Source organism: Lelliottia sp. WB101, from assembly GCF_003051885.1.
GTDB classification, from domain to species: Bacteria; Pseudomonadota; Gammaproteobacteria; order Enterobacterales; family Enterobacteriaceae; genus Enterobacter; species Enterobacter nimipressuralis.
This window is the reverse complement of sequence record NZ_CP028520.1, coordinates 1,367,010-1,386,393: the sequence shown is the minus strand read 5'-3', so window position 1 is coordinate 1,386,393 and position 19,384 is coordinate 1,367,010. Positions and strand designations below refer to the sequence as shown.

General features: G+C 57.2%; 21 protein-coding genes. 6 read left to right on the top strand and 15 right to left on the bottom strand.

The annotated features are described in order from the left end of the window. Positions 1 to 49: 49 nt before the first annotated feature. The 8 genes from mdcH to mdcA form a co-directional block, all read right to left on the bottom strand. On the bottom strand, positions 50 to 946 hold the full coding sequence (gene mdcH / locus DAI21_RS06460; RefSeq protein WP_107702727.1) for a malonate decarboxylase subunit epsilon: 897 nt from the start codon (positions 944 to 946) through the stop codon (positions 50 to 52). Next, positions 943 to 1,563 carry a malonate decarboxylase holo-ACP synthase gene (locus DAI21_RS06455; RefSeq protein WP_107702726.1) on the bottom strand — a complete coding sequence of 207 codons (621 nt, stop codon included), beginning with the start codon at positions 1,561 to 1,563 and terminating at the stop codon, positions 943 to 945. The genes mdcH and DAI21_RS06455 overlap by 4 nt, the downstream gene beginning before the upstream one ends. A 2-nt stretch (positions 1,564 to 1,565) precedes the next feature. Continuing rightward, a complete protein-coding gene (locus DAI21_RS06450; protein WP_100778633.1) occupies positions 1,566 to 2,525 on the bottom strand; it encodes an AEC family transporter in 960 nt (319 codons plus the stop codon). A gap of 127 nt (positions 2,526 to 2,652) precedes the next feature. Further along, positions 2,653 to 3,453, bottom strand: a complete 801-nt coding sequence (mdcE, locus tag DAI21_RS06445) for a biotin-independent malonate decarboxylase subunit gamma (RefSeq protein WP_107702725.1) — start codon at positions 3,451 to 3,453, stop codon at positions 2,653 to 2,655. Then, positions 3,453 to 4,286 (bottom strand): biotin-independent malonate decarboxylase subunit beta, encoded by an 834-nt coding sequence (locus DAI21_RS06440; RefSeq protein ID WP_100778632.1) that lies wholly within the window; start codon positions 4,284 to 4,286, stop codon positions 3,453 to 3,455. The genes mdcE and DAI21_RS06440 overlap by 1 nt, the downstream gene beginning before the upstream one ends. Continuing rightward, positions 4,279 to 4,578: a malonate decarboxylase acyl carrier protein gene (gene mdcC / locus DAI21_RS06435; protein ID WP_107702724.1), complete on the bottom strand. Its 300-nt coding sequence runs from the start codon at positions 4,576 to 4,578 to the stop codon at positions 4,279 to 4,281. The genes DAI21_RS06440 and mdcC overlap by 8 nt, the downstream gene beginning before the upstream one ends. Positions 4,579 to 4,587: 9 nt before the next feature. Continuing rightward, a complete protein-coding gene (locus tag DAI21_RS06430) occupies positions 4,588 to 5,445 on the bottom strand; it encodes a triphosphoribosyl-dephospho-CoA synthase (protein WP_107702723.1) in 858 nt (285 codons plus the stop codon). Next, entirely contained in the window at positions 5,445 to 7,100 is a 1,656-nt protein-coding gene (gene mdcA, locus DAI21_RS06425; RefSeq protein ID WP_100778629.1) for a malonate decarboxylase subunit alpha, read from the bottom strand. Before mdcA ends, DAI21_RS06430 begins: the two co-directional genes overlap by 1 nt. Before the next feature lie 279 nt (positions 7,101 to 7,379). Between mdcA and DAI21_RS06420 the strand changes: the two genes are divergently transcribed. Genes DAI21_RS06420 through DAI21_RS06410 form a run of 3 tightly spaced genes read left to right on the top strand, consistent with a single transcriptional unit; the run spans position 7,380 to position 9,517 of the window. Continuing rightward, positions 7,380 to 8,402: a hydrolase gene (locus DAI21_RS06420; RefSeq protein ID WP_107702722.1), complete on the top strand. Its 1,023-nt coding sequence runs from the start codon at positions 7,380 to 7,382 to the stop codon at positions 8,400 to 8,402. Continuing rightward, on the top strand, positions 8,399 to 8,617 hold the full coding sequence (locus tag DAI21_RS06415) for a YheU family protein (RefSeq protein WP_095283693.1): 219 nt from the start codon (positions 8,399 to 8,401) through the stop codon (positions 8,615 to 8,617). Before DAI21_RS06420 ends, DAI21_RS06415 begins: the two co-directional genes overlap by 4 nt. A 30-nt stretch (positions 8,618 to 8,647) precedes the next feature. Then, the gene (locus DAI21_RS06410; protein WP_100778627.1) at positions 8,648 to 9,517 is read left to right on the top strand and encodes a phosphoribulokinase; all 870 of its coding nucleotides are present in this window, start codon (positions 8,648 to 8,650) and stop codon (positions 9,515 to 9,517) included. Between the two features lie 83 nt (positions 9,518 to 9,600). Here the strand turns inward: DAI21_RS06410 and DAI21_RS06405 are convergent, their stop codons facing one another. Further along, positions 9,601 to 10,005, bottom strand: coding sequence for an OsmC family protein (locus DAI21_RS06405; protein ID WP_100780801.1), 405 nt, complete (start codon positions 10,003 to 10,005; stop codon positions 9,601 to 9,603). 306 nt (positions 10,006 to 10,311) lie between these two features. Between DAI21_RS06405 and crp the strand changes: the two genes are divergently transcribed. Next, positions 10,312 to 10,944: a cAMP-activated global transcriptional regulator CRP gene (crp, locus tag DAI21_RS06395; RefSeq protein ID WP_000242758.1), complete on the top strand. Its 633-nt coding sequence runs from the start codon at positions 10,312 to 10,314 to the stop codon at positions 10,942 to 10,944. 58 nt (positions 10,945 to 11,002) lie between these two features. Further along, complete coding sequence (locus DAI21_RS06390) at positions 11,003 to 13,090, top strand: YccS/YhfK family putative transporter (RefSeq protein WP_107702721.1); 2,088 nt, start codon at positions 11,003 to 11,005, stop codon at positions 13,088 to 13,090. A 45-nt stretch (positions 13,091 to 13,135) separates the two neighbouring features. Here DAI21_RS06390 and DAI21_RS06385 read toward each other — a convergent pair whose 3' ends face one another. The 5 genes from DAI21_RS06385 to ppiA all read right to left on the bottom strand — a co-directional run bounded on the left by DAI21_RS06385 (position 13,136) and on the right by ppiA (position 16,477). Beyond that, a complete protein-coding gene (locus DAI21_RS06385; protein WP_159075406.1) occupies positions 13,136 to 14,356 on the bottom strand; it encodes an aspartate aminotransferase family protein in 1,221 nt (406 codons plus the stop codon). Positions 14,357 to 14,442: 86 nt separating this feature from the next. Further along, positions 14,443 to 15,006, bottom strand: coding sequence for an aminodeoxychorismate synthase component 2 (pabA, locus tag DAI21_RS06380; protein ID WP_107702719.1), 564 nt, complete (start codon positions 15,004 to 15,006; stop codon positions 14,443 to 14,445). 32 nt (positions 15,007 to 15,038) lie between these two features. After that, the gene (locus DAI21_RS06375; RefSeq protein WP_107702718.1) at positions 15,039 to 15,641 is read right to left on the bottom strand and encodes a putative adenosine monophosphate-protein transferase Fic; all 603 of its coding nucleotides are present in this window, start codon (positions 15,639 to 15,641) and stop codon (positions 15,039 to 15,041) included. After that, entirely contained in the window at positions 15,631 to 15,798 is a 168-nt protein-coding gene (locus DAI21_RS06370) for a YhfG family protein (RefSeq protein WP_100778622.1), read from the bottom strand. The genes DAI21_RS06375 and DAI21_RS06370 overlap by 11 nt, the downstream gene beginning before the upstream one ends. 106 nt (positions 15,799 to 15,904) lie before the next feature. Beyond that, the gene (gene ppiA, locus DAI21_RS06365) at positions 15,905 to 16,477 is read right to left on the bottom strand and encodes a peptidylprolyl isomerase A (protein ID WP_095283699.1); all 573 of its coding nucleotides are present in this window, start codon (positions 16,475 to 16,477) and stop codon (positions 15,905 to 15,907) included. A 276-nt stretch (positions 16,478 to 16,753) separates the two neighbouring features. On the opposite strand from ppiA, the gene tsgA reads away from it, so the two are divergent. Further along, the gene (gene tsgA / locus DAI21_RS06360) at positions 16,754 to 17,938 is read left to right on the top strand and encodes an MFS transporter TsgA (RefSeq protein WP_102105346.1); all 1,185 of its coding nucleotides are present in this window, start codon (positions 16,754 to 16,756) and stop codon (positions 17,936 to 17,938) included. Between the two features lie 3 nt (positions 17,939 to 17,941). Here the strand turns inward: tsgA and DAI21_RS06355 are convergent, their stop codons facing one another. Further along, a complete protein-coding gene (locus tag DAI21_RS06355) occupies positions 17,942 to 19,258 on the bottom strand; it encodes a cytosine deaminase (RefSeq protein ID WP_107702717.1) in 1,317 nt (438 codons plus the stop codon). Positions 19,259 to 19,384 lie beyond the last annotated feature (126 nt).

Sequence of the window (19,384 nt, the reverse complement as noted above, 5' to 3'; positions counted from 1 at the left end):
CGACCCAGGTTTTTGCAGGAACAAAAAGCCCGGCGCCAACAGGCAAAAACTATCCGCGAAGACGTTTTGCCAGATGCACCGCCACATCCACGCCGCTACGCTCGAGCGAAACCGCTTCACCTTCCCACCCCGCCTGTCGCGTCAGGCACGTCAGCACACCGCCGGGAGGCATCTCTATCGCCAGTCGCGCCTCACGCTCGTTGGCGGAAATCACCGCCTCCTGCCAGCGCACCGTACGCGCCATGTTCATGGCTAAATCGTCGGCAATTTTCTCCGGCGCCCATAATACGCGTCCGGTACTGCCACTGAGCCAGGCACAGCGCGGGCGAGAAAGGGTCACACGGCTGAACGCCTCCGCCAGTTTCTGCGCCGGTGCCGCCAGCAGTTCACAATGCGAAGGCACACTCACCGCCAGCCGATGAGCTTTATTCGCGCCCTTTTCCAGCGCGCGTTTTGCCACTTCGGCCATTCCCTCATCGGTGCCGGCAATCACAATCTGCGTTTCGGCGTTGAGGTTGGCGATGTACGTGCCAGTGCCCGCAAGCAGCGCCTCCACCTGTGGCAGCGTCAGCCCGATGATGGCCGTCAAACCGTAGCCGTGGGGATACGCCTGCTCCATCAAATCACCGCGCAGGGCCACCAGCCGAAGCGCGTCGGTAAACGTCAGTGCACCGGCGATCACGGCAGCAGGATAAGCACCAATCGACAGGCCGCTGACAATATCTGGCATCACGCCGCGTCGTTCCAGTTCTCGCGCCCAGGAAACGCCAGCGATCAGAAGAGACAGTTGCACCGCGCGGGTGTGTTTCAGCGCGTCGGGGGAATCCAGCCGATCCGCTTCTTCACCCAAAACCTCGCGTGCTACCGCTCTCTCTGTACCCGGCAGGTCCTGCAGCATGCCTGCACGCTGCGCCCCCTGTCCCGGGAAGGTAAACAGAATTTTCATGACTCCTCCCTGCCCCACGGGTCGGCTACCAGGCGCGGCCCACGATGCGTTTTTAGCAGCGCTCTCCCCTCGCGCAGCCACTCGTTCAGCGCGAATCCGCCCGCAGGGGTTTCCACCTGCGTATCCACGCGGCACAACGCACTACCGAGCTGCGCCGCCCAGCGCTGGAACGCTTCCTGAGGAAGCGGCACGGGCGCCCGGATCAGCAGATCCAGATCGCTCTCGGCATGGATCACCGGAACGCCGGTTGCCAGCGCGTAGCCAGTACTGCCGGTTATCCCCCACGTCCAGGGCCACACCTGCTGCGCAACCTGAAATGCCACCTGCACGGGCGGCTGGGTGATAAACGGCGAGCGCAGCAAATCGGTCGCGACGCTTAAATCTTCCGGAGATACCACGCGGGTCACGCGCTCGGGGTTAACCCAACCGGCGGCGCGTTGTTCGCGCTTCAAACCGCGCACGCCGACGGGGATCCGTCCGGTACCATCAACATCACGCCGCACCACCACAGGCAGACCGGTATGCCACACGCCATCCACCCAGGATTCGGTGATACCTTCCAGCGCGTCGCGCGCGTTAAGCCAGATAAGATCGTGCGGGCGTAATGTTGGGATCATAATTACATTCCTGAAGTCAGCGAGATAAACAGCGGCAGAGACAGGATACACAGGACCGAGCTTAACAGCAGCACCGCTTCTGCATCAGGAGACTGCACGCCAAAACGGTTGCCGAAGACCACGCCAAAGAAACCTGCGGAGAGCGCAATCATCAGAATTGCCGTGATCGCCACAGATCCATGCAGACCGAAAATCAGCACCAGACCCCAGGCAATGGCAGGCTGAATCAGCAGTTTGGCGATAGTGGAGGTGATCACCATGGTGTTGATTTGCAGTTTACGCGCAGAGAGGATCACCCCGGTCAGGAACAGCGCTGCCGCCGTAGCCGCCAGACCCAGCGGTTTAATCGCCGCCAGAACCAGTTCCGGCATTTTGATACCAATTGCCGACAGAATCACCCCGAGCAGCGGGCCCATCACGATCGGTTTTTTGATAGAGCGCCACATCAGCACCGGCAACATCGCCAGAGTCGAACCGCTATTGCCGCCTTCGGCACGCGCTTTTTCGCGCTCCAGAATCAGCAGGCAGAACGGCGTCATCAGGACAGAACCACAGGCGATGGAGACCGCCACGGAGAGCGAGGTGGACGAACCTTCTCCGAGCACGCTGCCGAGAATGGGCAGACCGAGCGCCGCATAGTTAGGCAGGGCCACCGTCAGGGTCAGTACGGCCGCATCCTGCGGGGATTTTTTAAAGACCTTGGTGGCCAGGAAATAGATCGCCGCGTAGGTGATCCACATAGCCAGCGTCAGCACCAGAATCAGCGGCGACTGGGCGAGGATCCCCGTCCACGGGGTTTGTACTGTGGCACTAAACAGCGCCGCAGGCAGCGCAAAATCCATCACAAAGATATTCAGCAGGGAGACATTTTTGTTATCGACCATCTTGGCCTTACCGGCCCAGAATCCCAGCAGCATGATGACAAAAATCGGAGCAAGAGCATGAACAATTACGTAAGTCATAAATCACCTGTAATTTAAAAAAAGAGATAGCACTGGCGCGATGATTATTATTTTCAGGATGCAGGTTCCCGCGCAGGCGCAGCGAGTGCGCCCACGTGGCCCTGCATCTGGCAGGACTTTTTTTTAATTACCAGCTTGCTCGCATACGTTCGCGTACCAGAGCAGAGCTGCGGCGGTTGTCAGCACCCAGACGGCTTTTCAGCGTGGTGTCCTGACGTGCGTCGTTGATGGCCTGTTGCAGAGTGGTTTTCACCTGCGCCAGATCGCTGTCGGAAGGGGCGTCCGGATTGCTGATATCCAACAGTTCGGCGAGCAGCCCGAGCGTGGCGTAGTTACTGATGTCGTACGCCATTGGCGGGATGGTGGCCGCCAGTTTTTCCAGCGCGTCGACGGTGCGCAGGGTGATACGTGCGGCAGACTCTTTGCCCATCGCATGAATCAACACGCCCTTGTCGTTAAAGGCAATCAGGCGGTTTGCCTGGTAGCCGTGTGCCAGGAAAGCACCCGACATCGCTTTACCGACGATGAGGCCGATGACCGGATGACCGGCCAGACGCGCATTGGCATACGCCGCAGCTGCACCGGCCAGCGCCTGATGGATGCCGAACGCCTCTTCGCGACGGCCATACGCCTGGCTCGGTACGTCAATCACCGCCACAATAGGGCGTTTAACGGCTTTATCGGCATCAGCGGCAATGGTTTCGCTCACCACTTTAGCCAGCGTCCAGCCCTCCAGCAGCCCCACTTCACCCTGCGCGGCGCGCGGGAAATGGTTGTTCGCATCCGGGACCACGGCAACGAAACGTACGGTCTCACCGTTCAGTTCACCGTCAGCGGCCTGCACGGACGGGCATAGCCCTGACAGACGTTGGGCATGTGGGGCGAGCGTTTGCAGCCAAAGTTCGCCGCGGCTGATTGTAGTAGTCATCATTTCACCTCCCGGGCAAAAAGCGCATGGATCTGTTCGGTATCCGCCTGTTTGCGGGTGTCGAAATGGCTCAGACGATCCAGGTAATCATCATAGTTATCGGTGCGATGCGCAGCCGGAACCCCTTTGGCAATGGCCTCGTTCATCGCCTGTTTCACCGCGTTCACGCCGTCGCCCACCAGCGCATCCACCAGACCACTTTCATAGCGGATTTCGCCGCCGGTCATGCTCCAGATAAACGGACGGTCGCGGGAGTCGTACTCATCAATTCCGGCTTCCTGCTCGATAACCTGCGGGCCGTTAAGACCGAGACGTGCTTCGCGGGTGACAATGAGATAGCTGCAAAGGGCCGCCGCAATCGACATCCCACCGAAGCAACCGACGGTCCCTGCGACAATCCCGATGACCGGCGTATAGCGACGTAAATCGACAATCGCCGCGTGAATATCAGCAATCGCCGCCAGGCCGAGATTCGCTTCCTGCAGACGAACGCCGCCAGTTTCGAGGCAAAGCACCGCCTGGGTCGGGATACCGTTGCGGTTATCTTCTGCCGCCAGCTCCAGCGCGGCGGCCATTTTGGCCCCTGAGACTTCGCCCATACTGCCGCCCTGGAACGCACCTTCTATCGCCACGACCACTGCGGGCTGACCGTTAATGGTCCCTTTTGCGACCACCATCCCGTCGTCGGCCTGCGGCACGATACCCTGTGCGCCGAGCCACGGAGAGGTAATGCCTTCAAACGGGTCCAGCAGTTCACGGTAGCTGCCATCGTCCAGCAGCGCGTGCGCACGCTGGCGCGCTTTTAATTCGATAAAACTCAGATCGTCACGCATGGCTCACCTCTTCAAAGACCTGTTCAATACGAATGCGCGCCACGCCAGGGGTGGCACCAAAGTCATGAATGGTGAGGCGACCGGCAGGCAGGCTGCTCACGGTGTGCAGACGGTTGAATAGCGCCTCCCAGCGACCACGGCTGTTGTCGACGGAAGTGGTGATATCGATGGTTAAGGTCTGGCTCTGGTCGGCGGTGAATAACACCTCCATATCACCAGAACCGACAACCCCTGCCAGCGCCCTGCCGCTTAATTCGCGGCTGGCTGGCACGGTCAATGTGATTTTTTCCATAACATCCTCTTAATGCTTTGAATAAGGCGTCTCGACGCGGTCAAGGAACAGCGTGGCGGCAAGCAGATCGGCGGCACCACCCGGAGAGGCGTTGAGCGCCAGCATCCGGCGGTCAAGTTCCGCCAAAGCGCGCTGGCCTTCCGGCTGCGCGGTTCCGCCCGCATTCAGCACGGCGCGAGCGCCGTCCTGCATTGTCTCCAGTCCTTCCATCCCGGCGCGGGAGAGCACGCAGGTGTCGGTCAGCGAGGTCATGATGGCCATCAGCGCATCAAGCCTGGCGTGCGATTCGCTGCTGCCGTTCAGGCGGCTGAGACGAAGCTGCGGCAGTGCCCGCTGTAAAACGTGTGGGAACGCCTGCTGCGCCTCTTCGCGTGCGCCCGGCACCCGGTAGCGGTGCGTGGCGCGAAGCCCTTTGCTGAACACTTTCGGGGCGGCGTCATCGGGCAGCGTGGCCAGTTCGGCTGCAGTCCGTGCGATAGTCTGCGGAAGCGCGTCGCCGCCCAGCATCGCTACCGCGCTTACCAGCAGTCCGAGCGCCCAGATTGCGCCACGGTGGGTGTTCACTCCCTGGGTGGCCGCCATCATGTTCTGCTCGCCCTCACGGCCGAGCCTGCCGATGGTTTGTCTGAGCGCAATGTCGGCCGGACGTTGCCAGCTTTGCTGTGCCAGTGCCTGAAACGTGGGGGTCAGGCTGTGCGCGGACCGCTCCATTAACGCGAGCGAGAGATCCAGGTGCGCGCCATTCCCCCGACTGTCCACCAGACCGGGTTTCGGGCTTAATCGTGCTTCGTCAATCAGACACTGCGTGGCGGTTCGCGCCAGCCATTCGGCACCGCCTTCAACCTGAATCTGTGGCAGAAGTTTCATTACCAGCTCCGGAATTTCGCAGGTGGGTTGTAAAGACCGCCGGACCATTCCACCAGGTCAGAGACACTCCCGGCTGCCAGCAGAGATCGGGTCGCATCGGTACGACGAATACCCATATCTTCCGGATAGACCACTTTGCCGCTCTGGCGCAGCGCGGCGACGCGTTTGGCGTCGACGCCCAGGCCGATGTCGGTGATCCCGGCCACTGCCGCAACCATTGCACGGCGCTCTTCGAGATTTTCAGCGCGATAGAGGTACGCAATCCCCTCTTCGGTGAGCACGTGCGTCACGTCATCGCCGTAGATCATGACTGGCGCCAGCGGCATCCCGGAGGTTTTCGCCACTTCAACGGCATCGAGTTTTTCCACGAAGGTTGGTTTAACGCCCGCCTGGAAAGTTTCCACCATCTGCACCACCAGCTTTTTACCGCGCTGCATCGGATCTGGTTCGGTGATCATGTTGAGCCATGCTGGTGTGGCATGACGACGACCGTGGGGATCGTGGCCCATGTTTGGCGCACCGCCGAAGCCCGACAGGCGACCGCGGGTCACAGTCGAGGAGTTGGCATAGCCGTCAACCTGGAGGGTCGAACCGATAAACATATCCACCGCGTACTGGCCTGCCAGCTGGCAGAATGCACGGTTAGAACGCATAGAGCCGTCGGCACCGGTAAAGAACACGTCAGGACGGGCACGGATGTACTCTTCCATCCCCAGCTCACCGCCGAAGCAGTGGACGCTCTCGACCCAGCCGCTTTCAATCGCCGGAATCAGCGTTGGGTGCGGGTTCAAGGTCCAGTGCTTACAGATTTTACCCTTCAGACCGAGCTGTTCGCCGTAGGTCGGCAGCAGCAGCTCAATCGCTGCGGTGTTAAAGCCAATACCGTGGTTCAGAGACTGCACCTGGTGTTCCGCGTAGATGCCCTTAATCGCCATCATCGCCATCAGGATGTGTTCTTGTTTGATGAGACGCGGGTCACGGGTAAACAGCGGTTCGATGAAGAACGGCTTGTCGGCAACGACCACGTAATCAATCCACGAGCCAGGAATATCGACGCGCGGCAGATCGCACTCATCGTCCACCAGCTCGTTCACCTGAGCGATGACGATCCCGTCGTGGAACGCGGCGGCTTCCACCAGTGCAGGCGTGTCTTCGGTGCTTGCGCCGGTATACAGGTTGCCTTTGCGGTCCGCTTTAAAACCGGCAATCAGCGCCACGTTCGGCGAAAGATCGACGTACAGGCGGGAGTAGAGTTCGATGTAAGTATGAATGGCGCCGATTTCGAGCTGGCCGTCCTCCAGCAGCTGCGAAATACGCAGGCTTTGGGTTCCGGAGAAGGAGAAATCGAGTTTGCGGGCGATGCCCTTTTCGAAGATATCGAGATGCTCGCTGCGACCGACGCTTGGCATGATCATATGCAGGTCATGCACGATTTGCGGATTGACCTCGGCCAGTGAACGGGACAGAAAATCAGCCTGCTTTTGGTTGTTGCCTTCCAGTACGACTTTATCGCCCGGAGCAATCAGTTTTTCCAGCATGGCGACAAGATCGTCGGTTGGCAGAACCTTGCCTTGCACCGGGACAGAAGCCAGGCGGCGCGCTTTTTCAGTGCGACGCGTGTTCCAGACCCGGGCGGGTGTTTGCCCAGATAACATTATTAACCTCCTGATTCAGCACATCATTCTGATTTGCTTAACGCTGAACAAAGTGTGCGCTCTGGTGAGAAAGGCATCAATTAAGCGTAGTGTGGAATCATTAGCCTGAGAGTAATAATCGAGGTAAAGATTTGTGATCGAGATCAGTTCGCATCGCGCGAAAAAATGCCAGAGGTGGCAGAAATGGCTGAATCGGAGGTAAACGCTCTTCGTTTTTATAAACAGGGTACAATTCGGAAGGTATAGTAAATGACTGACAAGAATTAACATTGCATCGTTATGACTCAAATTATTCCATCAGATTTCGACATCGCAAGCGATGAGAGCGCAGCATTCGTCCCCATGCGGGGTGTGGCGAACCCACATCTGCAGACCATGCTGCCGCGTATTTTGCGCCGAAAACTGCAGTTTACGCCGCACTGGCAGCGCCTCGACCTGCCGGACGGAGATTTCGTGGATTTAGCCTGGAGCGAAGATCCCGAACAGGCCAGGCACAAACCGCGTCTGGTGGTGTTTCATGGCCTGGAAGGGAGCCTGCACAGCCCCTATGCCCACGGGCTGATCCACGCGGCAAAATCACGCGGCTGGCTCGGCGTCGTGATGCATTTTCGCGGCTGCAGCGGCGAGCCGAATCGCCGTGAGCGAATTTATCACTCCGGTGAAACCGAAGACGGCACCTGGTTTTTACACTGGTTAAGCACTACCTTCGGCAGCGTGCCGACGGCCGCCGTAGGCTACTCCCTGGGCGGTAATATGCTCGCCTGCCTGCTGGCAAAAGAGAGCAATAACGTTCCGCTGGATGCGGCGGTGATTGTCTCCGCACCGTTCATGCTTGAGCAGTGCAGCTACCATATGGAAAAGGGTTTTTCGCGGGTCTATCAGCGCTATCTGCTCAACCTGCTGAAAGCTAACGCCGCGCGTAAGCTAAAGGCCTATCCGGACACTCTGCCCATCAGCCTGCAACAGCTGAAGCGGATGCGTCGTCTTCGCGAATTTGACGATCTGATCACGTCGAAGATCCACGGCTTTGCTGACGCGATCGACTACTATCGTCAGTGTAGCGCGATGCCATTGCTGAACCAGATCACCAAGCCGACGCTGATCATCCATGCGAAGGATGATCCCTTTATGGATCATCACTCCATTCCGGCCCCGGAACATCTGCCTGCAAACGTGCAGTATCAGCTGACCGAACACGGCGGCCACGTCGGCTTTATCACCGGGACGTTGCTTCGCCCGAAAATGTGGCTGGAATCGCGCATCCCTGACTGGTTAACCCCCTTTCTGGAGAGAGTAAAATGATGATTCCCTGGCAGGATCTGGCTCCCGAAACGCTGGATAGCCTGATTGAAAGCTTTGTATTACGCGAAGGCACCGATTATGGTGAACATGAGCGTTCGCTCGAACAAAAGGTCGCCGATGTAAAACGGCAGCTACAGAGTGGCGAGGTGTTGCTGGTGTGGTCTGAACTGCACGAAACCGTCAACATCATGCCGCGCAATCAGTTTCGCGGTTGATTGTTCCATCTTTCCAGTCAGGGAGTTGCTATGTCCGCCAGACATCCGGTTATTGCCGTTACGGGTTCGAGTGGTGCGGGAACCACCACCACCAGCCTCGCTTTTCGCAAGATTTTCGCGCAGCTCAATCTGCGCGCTGCCGAGGTTGAGGGCGACAGTTTTCATCGCTTCACCCGTCCTGAAATGGACATGGCTATCCGCAAGGCCCGGGATTTAGGTAAACACATCAGCTATTTCGGGCCAGACGCCAACGACTTTGGCCTGCTGGAACAAACTTTCCAGGACTACGGCCACACGGGAAAAGGTCAGTCGCGTAAATATCTGCACACCTACGATGAAGCGGTGCCGTGGAATCAGGTTCCTGGCACATTCACACCGTGGCAGCCCCTGCCGGAGCCGACGGACGTGTTGTTTTATGAAGGATTGCACGGCGGCGTGGTAACGCCGCAGCACGACGTGGCGCGCCATGTGGATCTGCTGGTCGGCGTGGTGCCGATTGTCAATCTGGAGTGGATTCAGAAGCTGACCCGTGACATGAGCGAGCGCGGCCATTCGCGTGAAGCGGTGATGGATTCGGTCGTACGCTCGATGGAAGATTACATCAACTTCCTGACGCCGCAGTTCTCGCGCACCCACATCAACTTCCAGCGCGTCCCGACGGTGGACACCTCTAACCCGTTTGCGGCGAAAACAATTCCGTCGCTGGACGAGAGTTTTGTGGTGATTCACTTCCGCAATCTGGAAGACATTGATTACCCCTGGCTGCTGGCGATGCTGCAGGGTTCATTCATTTCCCATATCAATACATTAGTGGTCCCGGGCGGGAAGATGGGGCTGGCGATGGAATTGATCATGATGCCGCTGGTGCAACGGCTGATGGAAGGCAAGAAGATCGCCTGATTTCAGTCGCCGGAGGGCACTTCGCTATCCGGCTGAATCATGCGGTGACAGGCCCGGCAAGCGTAGCGCTACCGGGCGTAGTGTTAAGCGTCGATCACTTCGTACGAATGCGTAATGTTCACCGCTTTTTCCAGCATCAGTGCCACGGAGCAGTACTTCTCCGCAGACAGATCCACCGCACGGGAAACCGCCGCATCCTTCAGCTCTTTACCGGTGACGATAAAATGCAAGTTGATGTGCGTAAAGAGACGTGGCGCCTCTTCGCGACGCTCTGACGTTAGCTTCACTTCGCAGTCCGTCACGTCATGACGGCCTTTCTGCAAAATCGAAACCACATCAATCGCGCTGCATCCGCCCGCCGCCATCAGCACCACTTCCATCGGGCTTGGCGCTTTATCTCCGGAGTTGCCGTCCATCAAAATCTGGTGTCCTGAAGCGGATTCGCCAAGGAACGTTAAACCTTCAACCCATTTCACACGCGCTTGCATTTTCATTAACTCCAAAGTTGCATTTTTCCGAACAGATTACGCGTGCGTTACAATTCTCGCAACGGAAGGCGACCTGCATCATGCTGAAGCGAGACACCAGGAGACACGCGGCTAAAGCTATGCTAAAACAGTCTCGATGCTACAGTAATACATTGACGTTACACATGTATGCAGAGGACATCAAACTTTACTGGCTGCGAACAGTGCGACAGCCACTTCCCAGGTACGGGTAAGAATTCGATTGCAACCCCAGAGTCAGGATGCGATTTTGACTCTGAGACAGCTTATAACAGAGGATAACAGCGCATGGTGCTTGGCAAACCGCAAACAGACCCGACTCTCGAATGGTTCTTGTCTCATTGCCACATTCATAAGTACCCATCGAAGAGCACGCTGATTCACCAGGGTGAAAAAGCGGAAACGTTGTATTACATCGTCAAAGGCTCGGTGGCAGTGCTGATCAAAGATGAAGAAGGGAAAGAGATGATCCTTTCTTATCTGAACCAGGGCGATTTCATCGGTGAACTGGGCCTGTTTGAAGAAGGCCAGGAACGTAGCGCCTGGGTGCGTGCGAAAACCGCGTGTGAAGTTGCAGAGATCTCCTATAAGAAATTCCGCCAGCTGATCCAGGTAAACCCGGACATCCTGATGCGTCTTTCTTCGCAGATGGCTCGCCGCCTGCAGGTCACTTCCGAGAAAGTGGGTAACCTCGCCTTCCTGGACGTAACAGGCCGCATCGCGCAGACCCTGCTGAACCTGGCGAAACAACCTGACGCCATGACCCACCCGGACGGTATGCAAATTAAAATTACCCGTCAGGAGATTGGTCAGATCGTCGGCTGTTCTCGTGAAACCGTTGGCCGTATCCTGAAAATGCTGGAAGATCAAAACCTGATCTCCGCTCACGGTAAAACTATCGTGGTCTACGGAACGCGTTAATTCCGGAACGAACGGCGTGCCATCGCGAGGTGTCACGCCGTTTTTGTCTCTGACGATCATGTGGCGCAGGCTGATTTATCACCCCGAAGTTAACTACGCACTACGTCAAACTCTGGTGTTATGTCTTCCCGTGGCTGTCGGTTTAATCCTGGGCCATCTGCAACATGGGCTGTTGTTTTCTCTCGTTCCTGCCTGCTGCAACATTGCCGGTCTCGATACACCGCATAAACGCTTTTTCAAACGCCTGATTATCGGCGGCTGCCTGTTCGCCGGATGTAGCCTGGCCGTGCAGTTGCTGCTGGCCCGTGATATCCCGCTGCCGTTAATCCTTACCGTGCTGGCGATGACGCTGGGCGTCACGGCGGAGATCAGTTCGCTGCACGCTCGCCTGCTGCCCGCCTCACTGATAGCCGCTATTTTCACACTGAGCCTCGCCGGAAATATGCCCGTCTGGGAGCCGCTGCTGATCTATACGTTCGGTACCCTGTGGTATGGGCTGTTTAACTGGTTCTGGTTCTGGATGTGGCGGGAGCAGCCCCTGCGCGAATCCCTGAGCCTGCTCTACGTCCAGCTCGCGGACTATTGCGAAGCCAAATACACCCTGCTGACGCAACACACAGACCCGGAAAAATCATTGCCCCCGCTGCTTACGCGCCAGCAAAAAGTGGTCGACTTAATCAGCCAGTGCTATCAGCAGCTGCACATGCTGGCGGCCAATAAAAACCATGAATACAAGCGACTGCTGCGCGTCTTCCAGGTGGGGCTTGATCTGCAGGAGCATATTTCGGTCAGTCTGCATCACCCCCAGGAGGTGCAAAAACTGGTGGAGCGCAGCCACGCCGAAGCGGTGATCCGCTGGAATGCCCAGACCGTCGCGGCCCGCCTGCGGGTGCTGGCTGACGATATTCTTTACCACCGTTATCCCACGCGTTTTACGATGGATAAACAGCTGGGCGCGCTGGAGAAAATTGCCCGTCAGCATCCGGATAATCCGGTTGGGCAGTTCTGCGCGTGGCACTTTAGTCGCATCGCACGCGTACTGCGCACTCAGCGCCCGCTCTACCCGCGCGACCTGATGGCCGATAAACAAAAGCGTCTGCCGCTGCTGCCGGCACTGAAAAGCTATTTATCACTGAAATCTTCCGCCCTGCGCAATGCCGCACGCATCAGCGTGATGCTGAGCATCGCCAGCCTGATGGGCGTCGCGCTGCACTTACCCAAGCCCTACTGGATTTTAATGACCGTGCTGTTTGTCACGCAGAATGGCTATGGCGCGACGCGCGTGCGAATTCTGCACCGTGCGCTCGGGACGTTTGCCGGGCTGGTGATTGCCGGTATCACACTGCACTTCCATGTTCCTGACGGCTATACCCTGCTGGGAATGCTGGTCATTACCCTGGTCGGCTATCTGATCATTCGCAAAAACTACGGCTGGGCAATGGTTGGGTTTACGGTGACGGCGGTATATACCCTGCAACTGCTGACCCTGAACGGCGAGCAGTTTATCGTGGCGCGGCTGGTGGATACGTTGATTGGCTGTCTGATCGCCTTCGGCGGCATGGTTTGGCTGTGGCCACAGTGGCAGAGCGGGCTGCTGCGCCAGAACGCCCACGACGCCCTTGAAGCGGACCAGCAGGCCATTCGTCTGATCCTGAGCGACGATCCCAAACCTTCGCCGCTGGCGTACGAGCGCATGAAGGTCAACCAGGCGCACAACGCGCTGTATAACTCCCTCAACCAGGCGATGCAGGAGCCGGGCTTTAATTCAGACTATCTGGCAGATATGAAACTGTGGGTGACGCACAGCCAGTTCATCGTCGAACACATTAACGCGATGACGACCCTGGCGCGCGAGCACACAATGCTGACGCCGGATCTGGCGCAGCGCTATTTGCAGTCGTGTGAAATTGCATTGCAGCGTTGCCAGCAGCGTCTGGAGTACGACGCGCCGGGAGAGTCGGGAGATTCCAATATTCTGGAAGCGCCAGAGACGCTCACCCACGGGCCAATGAGCACTCTGGAGCAGCATTTACAGCGCGTAATAGGACACCTGAACACCATGCACACCATTTCGTCGGTGGCATGGCGTCAGCGTCCGCATCACGGGATTTGGCTGACGAGGATTATGCGCCGTAAGGCGTCGTGAGGTTTGCGGCTCCGTAGGTCGGAACAAAACGAAGCCGCTGCTCCACTAGCCCTGAACGATCTTCATCACCGCACTGGCAAAGCGGTTCATACCGTCATCGATATCCTGCCCTTCAATCACTAGCGACGGCGCAAAGCGCATCACATCCGGCCCGGCATTCAGCACCATCACCCCTTCGTGGGCAGCGGCGTGGAGGAAATCGCGCGCGCGGCCTTTGTACTGCGGCTTCAGTTCCGCACCGACTAACAGTCCCATGCCGCGAATATCGCTGAACACGTCGCACTGCGCGTCGATCTGCTGGAGATGCTGCACAAACTGCTCACGCTTCGCGTTTACGCCGTTCAGCACTTCCGGGGTGTTGATAATATCGAACGCCGCCCCGGCGATCGCGCACGCCAGCGGGTTACCGCCATAAGTGGAGCCGTGAGAGCCAACGTGGAAGGCCGAGGCGATCTCTTGCGTCGTCAGGACGGCGCTCACCGGGAAACCGCCGCCGAGCGCTTTGGCACTGGTCAGGATATCTGGCGTTACGCCGTAGTGCATATAGGCAAACAGATCGCCGGTACGGCCCATACCGCTCTGCACTTCATCAAAGACCAGCAATGCCTGATGCTCATCGCATAGCTCGCGCAGTCCTTTCAGGAATTCTGGCGTCGCGGCCATCACGCCGCCCTCGCCCTGGATCGGCTCAACCACCACCGCGCAGGTGTGATCGTCCATCACCGCTTTTACCGCATGCAGATCGTTAAACGGCACGTGGATAATATCAGCGGGTTTTGGACCAAAACCGTCGGAATATTTCGGCTGCCCGCCCACGGAAACGGTGAACAGCGAACGGCCATGGAAGGCGTTATGGAATGCAATAATCTTGCTTTTGTATGGGCTGTGACGCGTGGAAGCGTAATAGCGCGCCAGCTTAAAGGCGGTTTCATTGGCTTCGGTGCCGGAGTTCATGAACAGCACACGCTCGGCAAAGGTAGCATCAATGATCTTACGGCCCAGGCGCAGCGCCGGTTCGTTGGTGAACACGTTGCTGGTGTGCCACAGGGTTTCCCCCTGGGTTTTCAGCGCCTCAACCAGCGCCGGATGGCAGTGCCCCAGCGCCGTCACCGCAATGCCGCCCGCGAAATCAACGTACTCTTTGCCCTGTTGATCCCATACCCGACTGCCTTTCCCTTTCACCGGGATAAACTCCGCCGGTGCATAAACCGGCAGAATCACTTCATCGAATGTTGCGCGCGTAATTGCAGGTTGTTCAGTTGCCATGTCATGCCCGTCCGTTTTATGCCACATTAATTGTGAAAATATAATCACAAAATATGCATAAAAAATCACAACAAGGCAATAAAAATTCAGCGATTGAGGAAATTGGCGAGAAGCTGGTGGCCCTGTTCGCTCAGAATGCTCTCCGGGTGGAACTGCACCCCTTCGAGGTCCCACTCGCGATGGCGAATGCCCATGATCTGCCGGGTGTCGCTCCAGGCGGTGACGTCAAAGCACACGGGAAGCGTGGGCGGGTCGATCACCAGCGAGTGGTAGCGCGTGACGGTCAGCGGGTTATTCAGCCCCTGAAACACGCCCACGCCGGTGTGGGTGACCGGTGAGGTTTTGCCGTGCATCACGCGTTCGGCACGAACAATGGTCGCACCAAACACCTGCGCGATAGCCTGATGACCGAGACAAACCCCCAGAATCGGCAGTTTGCCGGAATAGTGGCGGATGACCTCCAGCGAAATACCCGATTCGTCAGGCGTACACGGCCCCGGTGAAATCACGATTTTCTGCGGGGCCAGTGCGTCGATATCAGCCAGCGTGATGTCATCGTTGCGCCGGACAATGACCTCTGGACCCAGTTCACAAAAGTACTGGTAAAGGTTCCAGGTAAAGGAATCGTAATTATCAATCAGCAGGATCATGGCGGCTCCGGGACAAAAATAGCCGCCCTATTCTACTCAGTTTCCCGCGCTTCGCTCACAACTTTGGCAAAGATGGCGTTGAGCGCGGTCAGATCGCCCATCGCCCCGCTCTGGTTGGCCGCCGACCACGCATCCGGATCGATCCCCTGCCAGCTCAGCTGATAGCCTGCGTGGATCGCCAGCTGCTCGAAGAAGACGCGCTGCGCGATGCCGTTGCCAATGCGAAACGGGTGCAGCACGTTAATCTCGCAGTAGTAGTGGCTGAGTCTGGCAATAAACGCCTCGCGCTCAAGGCCGGTGAGATAGTGCTCCTCCTCCAGGTCCTGCATCAGGGCGTTGCCCTCTTTTTCGATGTAGGCAAAATGGCAGAAACGGGTATCGCCCTGATAAATATCGACCTCACGAATAGCCCCCGCCCAGCTAAAAATATCCTGATAAAGGTGGCGATGGATGGCGCACAGATGCGGCAACCCGCGGGCCGGCGGGCCGAGAGGCAGCGTGGCCGCGCGCAGGGCGGTGAGTTCGTAGGAGGCCTGTGCCAGACGCTCCGCCTGACGAATACTGAGCGCATTACGCATCACATTCAGGCCGGGATAGAGGTACGGATCGCGGTCGTCACCAATTTTATCGCTCATAGTGCCTCCTGAGTTCCTGGATACGAACCTCGGCGTCCTGCGCACTGAGCGTGACTAACGGGCTATCGACGCCTTCGAGACGGCGGCTGGCCTGGAAATTGGTATTTCGCTGTTGCTCCCAGAGACGGGATTTTTGCTTATCGGTGAGTTTTTTCACTTAACGCCTCCCTGAATGTGTCCGTTTGCCACAAGTATAAGCAGCAAACTGCGCTTTCGCAGGGAGGGGAAAGCAATGCGGGCGAGAATGCCCGCAGAGGAGAATCTTACGGCAGCACTTTTGCGGAGAGGATAACTACCGGTTTTGTCGGCACATTCTGGTATGGACCGACGTCGTGGGTTTGCACCTGAGAGATCTTGTCCGCCACGTCCATGCCTTTCACAACTTTACCGAAGACCGCATAACCAAAATCACGCTGACCGTGATCGAGGAAGGCGTTATCAGCAACGTTCAGGAAGAACTGGCTGGTCGCGCTGTCTTTGTCGGCAGTACGTGCCATGGAGATGGTGCCACGGGTGTTACGCAGGCCGTTATCGGCTTCGTTTTTGATCGGCGCGTTAGGCTGTTTCTGCTGCATCTGCTCGTTAAAACCGCCGCCCTGGAGCATAAAGCCCGGGATCACGCGGTGGAATGTGGTGTTGTTATAGAAACCGCTATTGACGTAATCAAGGAAGTTTTTCACAGAAACAGGAGCTTTCTGGCTATTCAGTTCCAGCTCAATATTCCCGGCGGACGTTGTCAGCAAAACATGGGGGTCGCCTTTCGCTGCGAGAACAGCAGGAGAGACAGCAGAAAGAGCAAACACAGCTGCGACAGCCGCCAGAGTTGATTTGAGCATGAGAATTCCTTAAAAAAGCGCGGTAAATAAGGCAAGTTGCTTGATTCTAAAGAGCAGTATGGATGGAGGCCAGCCTTTTACCTAATTTTACGAATTTGAAACAGTTGTAACGGCGCAAACAGTTGAATCCAGCAGGTAAAAAAGTGACTTACGTCATGATAAATACTGTAACGATGATCATAATTTTCAGAAAAGATTTAAATAGATCACTTTAATGACTAAAATCTGCCCGCACTTCGCGCGTCAACGCGCTTTACGTACATATACAAGGCAGACATGACTAACAGCAACCGCATCAAGCTCACATGGATCAGCTTCTTCTCGTACGCCCTCACCGGCGCACTGGTGATCGTCACCGGGATGGTAATGGGCAATATTGCCGATTATTTCCAGCTACCTGTTTCCAGCATGAGTAACACCTTCACCTTCCTGAACGCCGGGATCCTGATTTCGATCTTTTTAAACGCCTGGCTGATGGAAATCGTGCCGCTGAAAACGCAGCTGCGCTTCGGCTTTGTGCTGATGGTCGCCGCCGTGGCGGGCCTGATGGTCAGCCACAGTATCGCCCTGTTCTCGGCGTCGATGTTCGTTCTCGGGCTGGTCAGTGGGATCACCATGTCCATCGGGACCTTCCTGATCACCCACATGTATGAAGGCCGCCAGCGCGGCGCGCGTCTGCTGTTCACCGACTCGTTCTTCAGCATGGCGGGGATGATCTTCCCAATGGTGGCCGCCGTTCTGCTGGCGCGTAGCATCGAGTGGTACTGGGTTTATGCCTGCATCGGGCTGGTGTACGTTGCCATCTTTATTCTGACCTTCGGCTGCGATTTCCCGGTACTGGGCAAAAAAGCGGTGCAAACGTCTGAGCCGGTGGTGAAAGAGAAATGGGGAATCGGCGTGCTGTTCCTCTCCATAGCCGCGCTGTGCTATATCCTCGGCCAGCTGGGCTTTATCTCCTGGGTGCCGGAATATGCCAAAGGGCTAGGCATGAGTCTGAACGACGCCGGTAAACTGGTGAGTGATTTCTGGATGTCGTACATGTTTGGCATGTGGGCGTTTAGCTTCATCCTGCGCTTCTTCGATCTGCAGCGCATCCTGACCGTACTGGCGGGCCTGGCAACCGTGCTGATGTATCTTTTCATTAACGGTTCGCCGGAGCATATGCCGTGGTTTATTCTGACCCTCGGTTTCTTCTCCAGCGCGATTTACACCTCGATCATTACGCTCGGCTCCCTGCAAACTAAAGTGGCGTCGCCGAAGCTGGTAAACTTTGTGCTGACCTGCGGCACCATCGGCACCATGCTGACCTTCGTGGTGACCGGTCCAATCGTGGCACACAGTGGCCCGCTGGCAGCCCTGCACACGGCTAACGGCTTGTACGCCGTGGTGTTCGTGATGTGTCTGATTCTGGGCTTTGTCACCCGCCACCGTCAGCACAACACGGCAGCGGCTTCTCACTAATGCCTACGCCCCTTTGCCATCGGCGAAGGGGCTATTTCGGGTAAAACTCACTTCCTCTCCCCCGCTATCGGTTTGTATCCACGTTTGCGCCAGCTGTGTGGTGGCGATCACCCGTCCCTGACGAATCGACCAGCGCACCGGCACCTGGCAACGCACCGCTTCGAAACCGCTCTCAGCAGGCAGAATAATCAGGTTCGCCGGATGACCCGTTTCGATGCCGTAATCCGTCAGGCCAAACGTTCTGGCGCTGTTGTGCGTGATCAGATTTAACCCGCTGTCGATTTGCGGATAGCCCATCATCTGGCAAACATGCAGCCCCATGTGCAGCACCTGCAACATATTGCCCGTCCCCAGCGGATACCAGGGATCAAAGACGTCATCATGACCGAAGCAGACGTTAATCCCAGCCTCGAGCAGCTCCTTCACGCGGGTGATGCCGCGCCGTTTCGGATAGTCGTCAAAACGCCCTTGCAGATGGATATTCACCAGCGGATTGGCGACAAAGTTGATGTCTGACATTTTCAGCAGGCGGAACAGGCGCGACGTGTAAGCGCCGTTGTAGGAGTGCATCGCCGTGGTATGGCTGGCGGTCACGCGATGCCCAATGCCCGCCTCGTACGCCAGCATGGCGACGGTTTCGATGAAGCGCGACTGCTCATCGTCGATCTCATCGCAGTGGATATCCAGCGGGCGGTCATATTTTTTCGCCAGCGCGAAGGCGATGTGCAAGGACTCCACGCCGTACTCGCGGGTAAATTCAAAGTGCGGGATCGCCCCGACCACATCGGCCCCCAGTTTCAAGGCTTCCTCCAGCAGCGCCGCGCCGTTGGGATAAGAGAGAATGCCTTCCTGCGGGAATGCGACGATTTGCAGCGTAACCCACGGCGCCACCTCCTGCTTCACTTCCAGCATCGCTTTCAGGGCGGTAAGAGTCGGATCGGAGACATCCACATGGGTGCGCACGAACTGGATACCGTTGGCGATTTGCCATTTCAGGGTTTTCCACGCGCGGGCTTTGACATCGTCATGGCTGAGCAGCGCCTTGCGTTCGGCCCAGCGTTCGATGCCTTCAAACAGCGTCCCCGACTGGTTCCAGCTCGGTTCCCCGGCGGTTTGCGTCGTATCCAGATGAATATGAGGCTCGATAAACGGCGGAATCGCCAGTCCACCGCGAGCGTTAAGCACCTCATAACTTTCGTCATGAGCATCGCGCATCGGGGTGATCTCTGCAAAACGGCCATTCTCAATGCCGATTTGCCATAACCCTTCCCGGCCAGGTAACCGAACATTCTGAACCAGCCAAAGCGGTGTTGTCGTCATACCTTTCTCCCGAAAAATGCGGCTGAAATTAAGGGGTACGTCATCGTAATCATTAGCCCCCTAATTTGTATATAAATTAGACGCTCGCGAAAAGCGTGCTATTTCCATGACTTATAAAAATCCTGA

Coding starts and splice junctions, on each gene's coding strand:
- mdcH (WP_107702727.1), bottom strand. CDS start 946: ATGAAAATTCTGTTTACCTTCCCGGGACAGGGGGCGCAGCGTGCAGGC.
- DAI21_RS06455 (WP_107702726.1), bottom strand. CDS start 1,563: ATGATCCCAACATTACGCCCGCACGATCTTATCTGGCTTAACGCGCGC.
- DAI21_RS06450 (WP_100778633.1), bottom strand. CDS start 2,525: ATGACTTACGTAATTGTTCATGCTCTTGCTCCGATTTTTGTCATCATG.
- mdcE (WP_107702725.1), bottom strand. CDS start 3,453: ATGACTACTACAATCAGCCGCGGCGAACTTTGGCTGCAAACGCTCGCC.
- DAI21_RS06440 (WP_100778632.1), bottom strand. CDS start 4,286: ATGCGTGACGATCTGAGTTTTATCGAATTAAAAGCGCGCCAGCGTGCG.
- mdcC (WP_107702724.1), bottom strand. CDS start 4,578: ATGGAAAAAATCACATTGACCGTGCCAGCCAGCCGCGAATTAAGCGGC.
- DAI21_RS06430 (WP_107702723.1), bottom strand. CDS start 5,445: ATGAAACTTCTGCCACAGATTCAGGTTGAAGGCGGTGCCGAATGGCTG.
- mdcA (WP_100778629.1), bottom strand. CDS start 7,100: ATGTTATCTGGGCAAACACCCGCCCGGGTCTGGAACACGCGTCGCACT.
- DAI21_RS06420 (WP_107702722.1), top strand. CDS start 7,380: ATGACTCAAATTATTCCATCAGATTTCGACATCGCAAGCGATGAGAGC.
- DAI21_RS06415 (WP_095283693.1), top strand. CDS start 8,399: ATGATGATTCCCTGGCAGGATCTGGCTCCCGAAACGCTGGATAGCCTG.
- DAI21_RS06410 (WP_100778627.1), top strand. CDS start 8,648: ATGTCCGCCAGACATCCGGTTATTGCCGTTACGGGTTCGAGTGGTGCG.
- DAI21_RS06405 (WP_100780801.1), bottom strand. CDS start 10,005: ATGCAAGCGCGTGTGAAATGGGTTGAAGGTTTAACGTTCCTTGGCGAA.
- crp (WP_000242758.1), top strand. CDS start 10,312: ATGGTGCTTGGCAAACCGCAAACAGACCCGACTCTCGAATGGTTCTTG.
- DAI21_RS06390 (WP_107702721.1), top strand. CDS start 11,003: ATGTGGCGCAGGCTGATTTATCACCCCGAAGTTAACTACGCACTACGT.
- DAI21_RS06385 (WP_159075406.1), bottom strand. CDS start 14,356: ATGGCAACTGAACAACCTGCAATTACGCGCGCAACATTCGATGAAGTG.
- pabA (WP_107702719.1), bottom strand. CDS start 15,006: ATGATCCTGCTGATTGATAATTACGATTCCTTTACCTGGAACCTTTAC.
- DAI21_RS06375 (WP_107702718.1), bottom strand. CDS start 15,641: ATGAGCGATAAAATTGGTGACGACCGCGATCCGTACCTCTATCCCGGC.
- ppiA (WP_095283699.1), bottom strand. CDS start 16,477: ATGCTCAAATCAACTCTGGCGGCTGTCGCAGCTGTGTTTGCTCTTTCT.
- tsgA (WP_102105346.1), top strand. CDS start 16,754: ATGACTAACAGCAACCGCATCAAGCTCACATGGATCAGCTTCTTCTCG.
- DAI21_RS06355 (WP_107702717.1), bottom strand. CDS start 19,258: ATGACGACAACACCGCTTTGGCTGGTTCAGAATGTTCGGTTACCTGGC.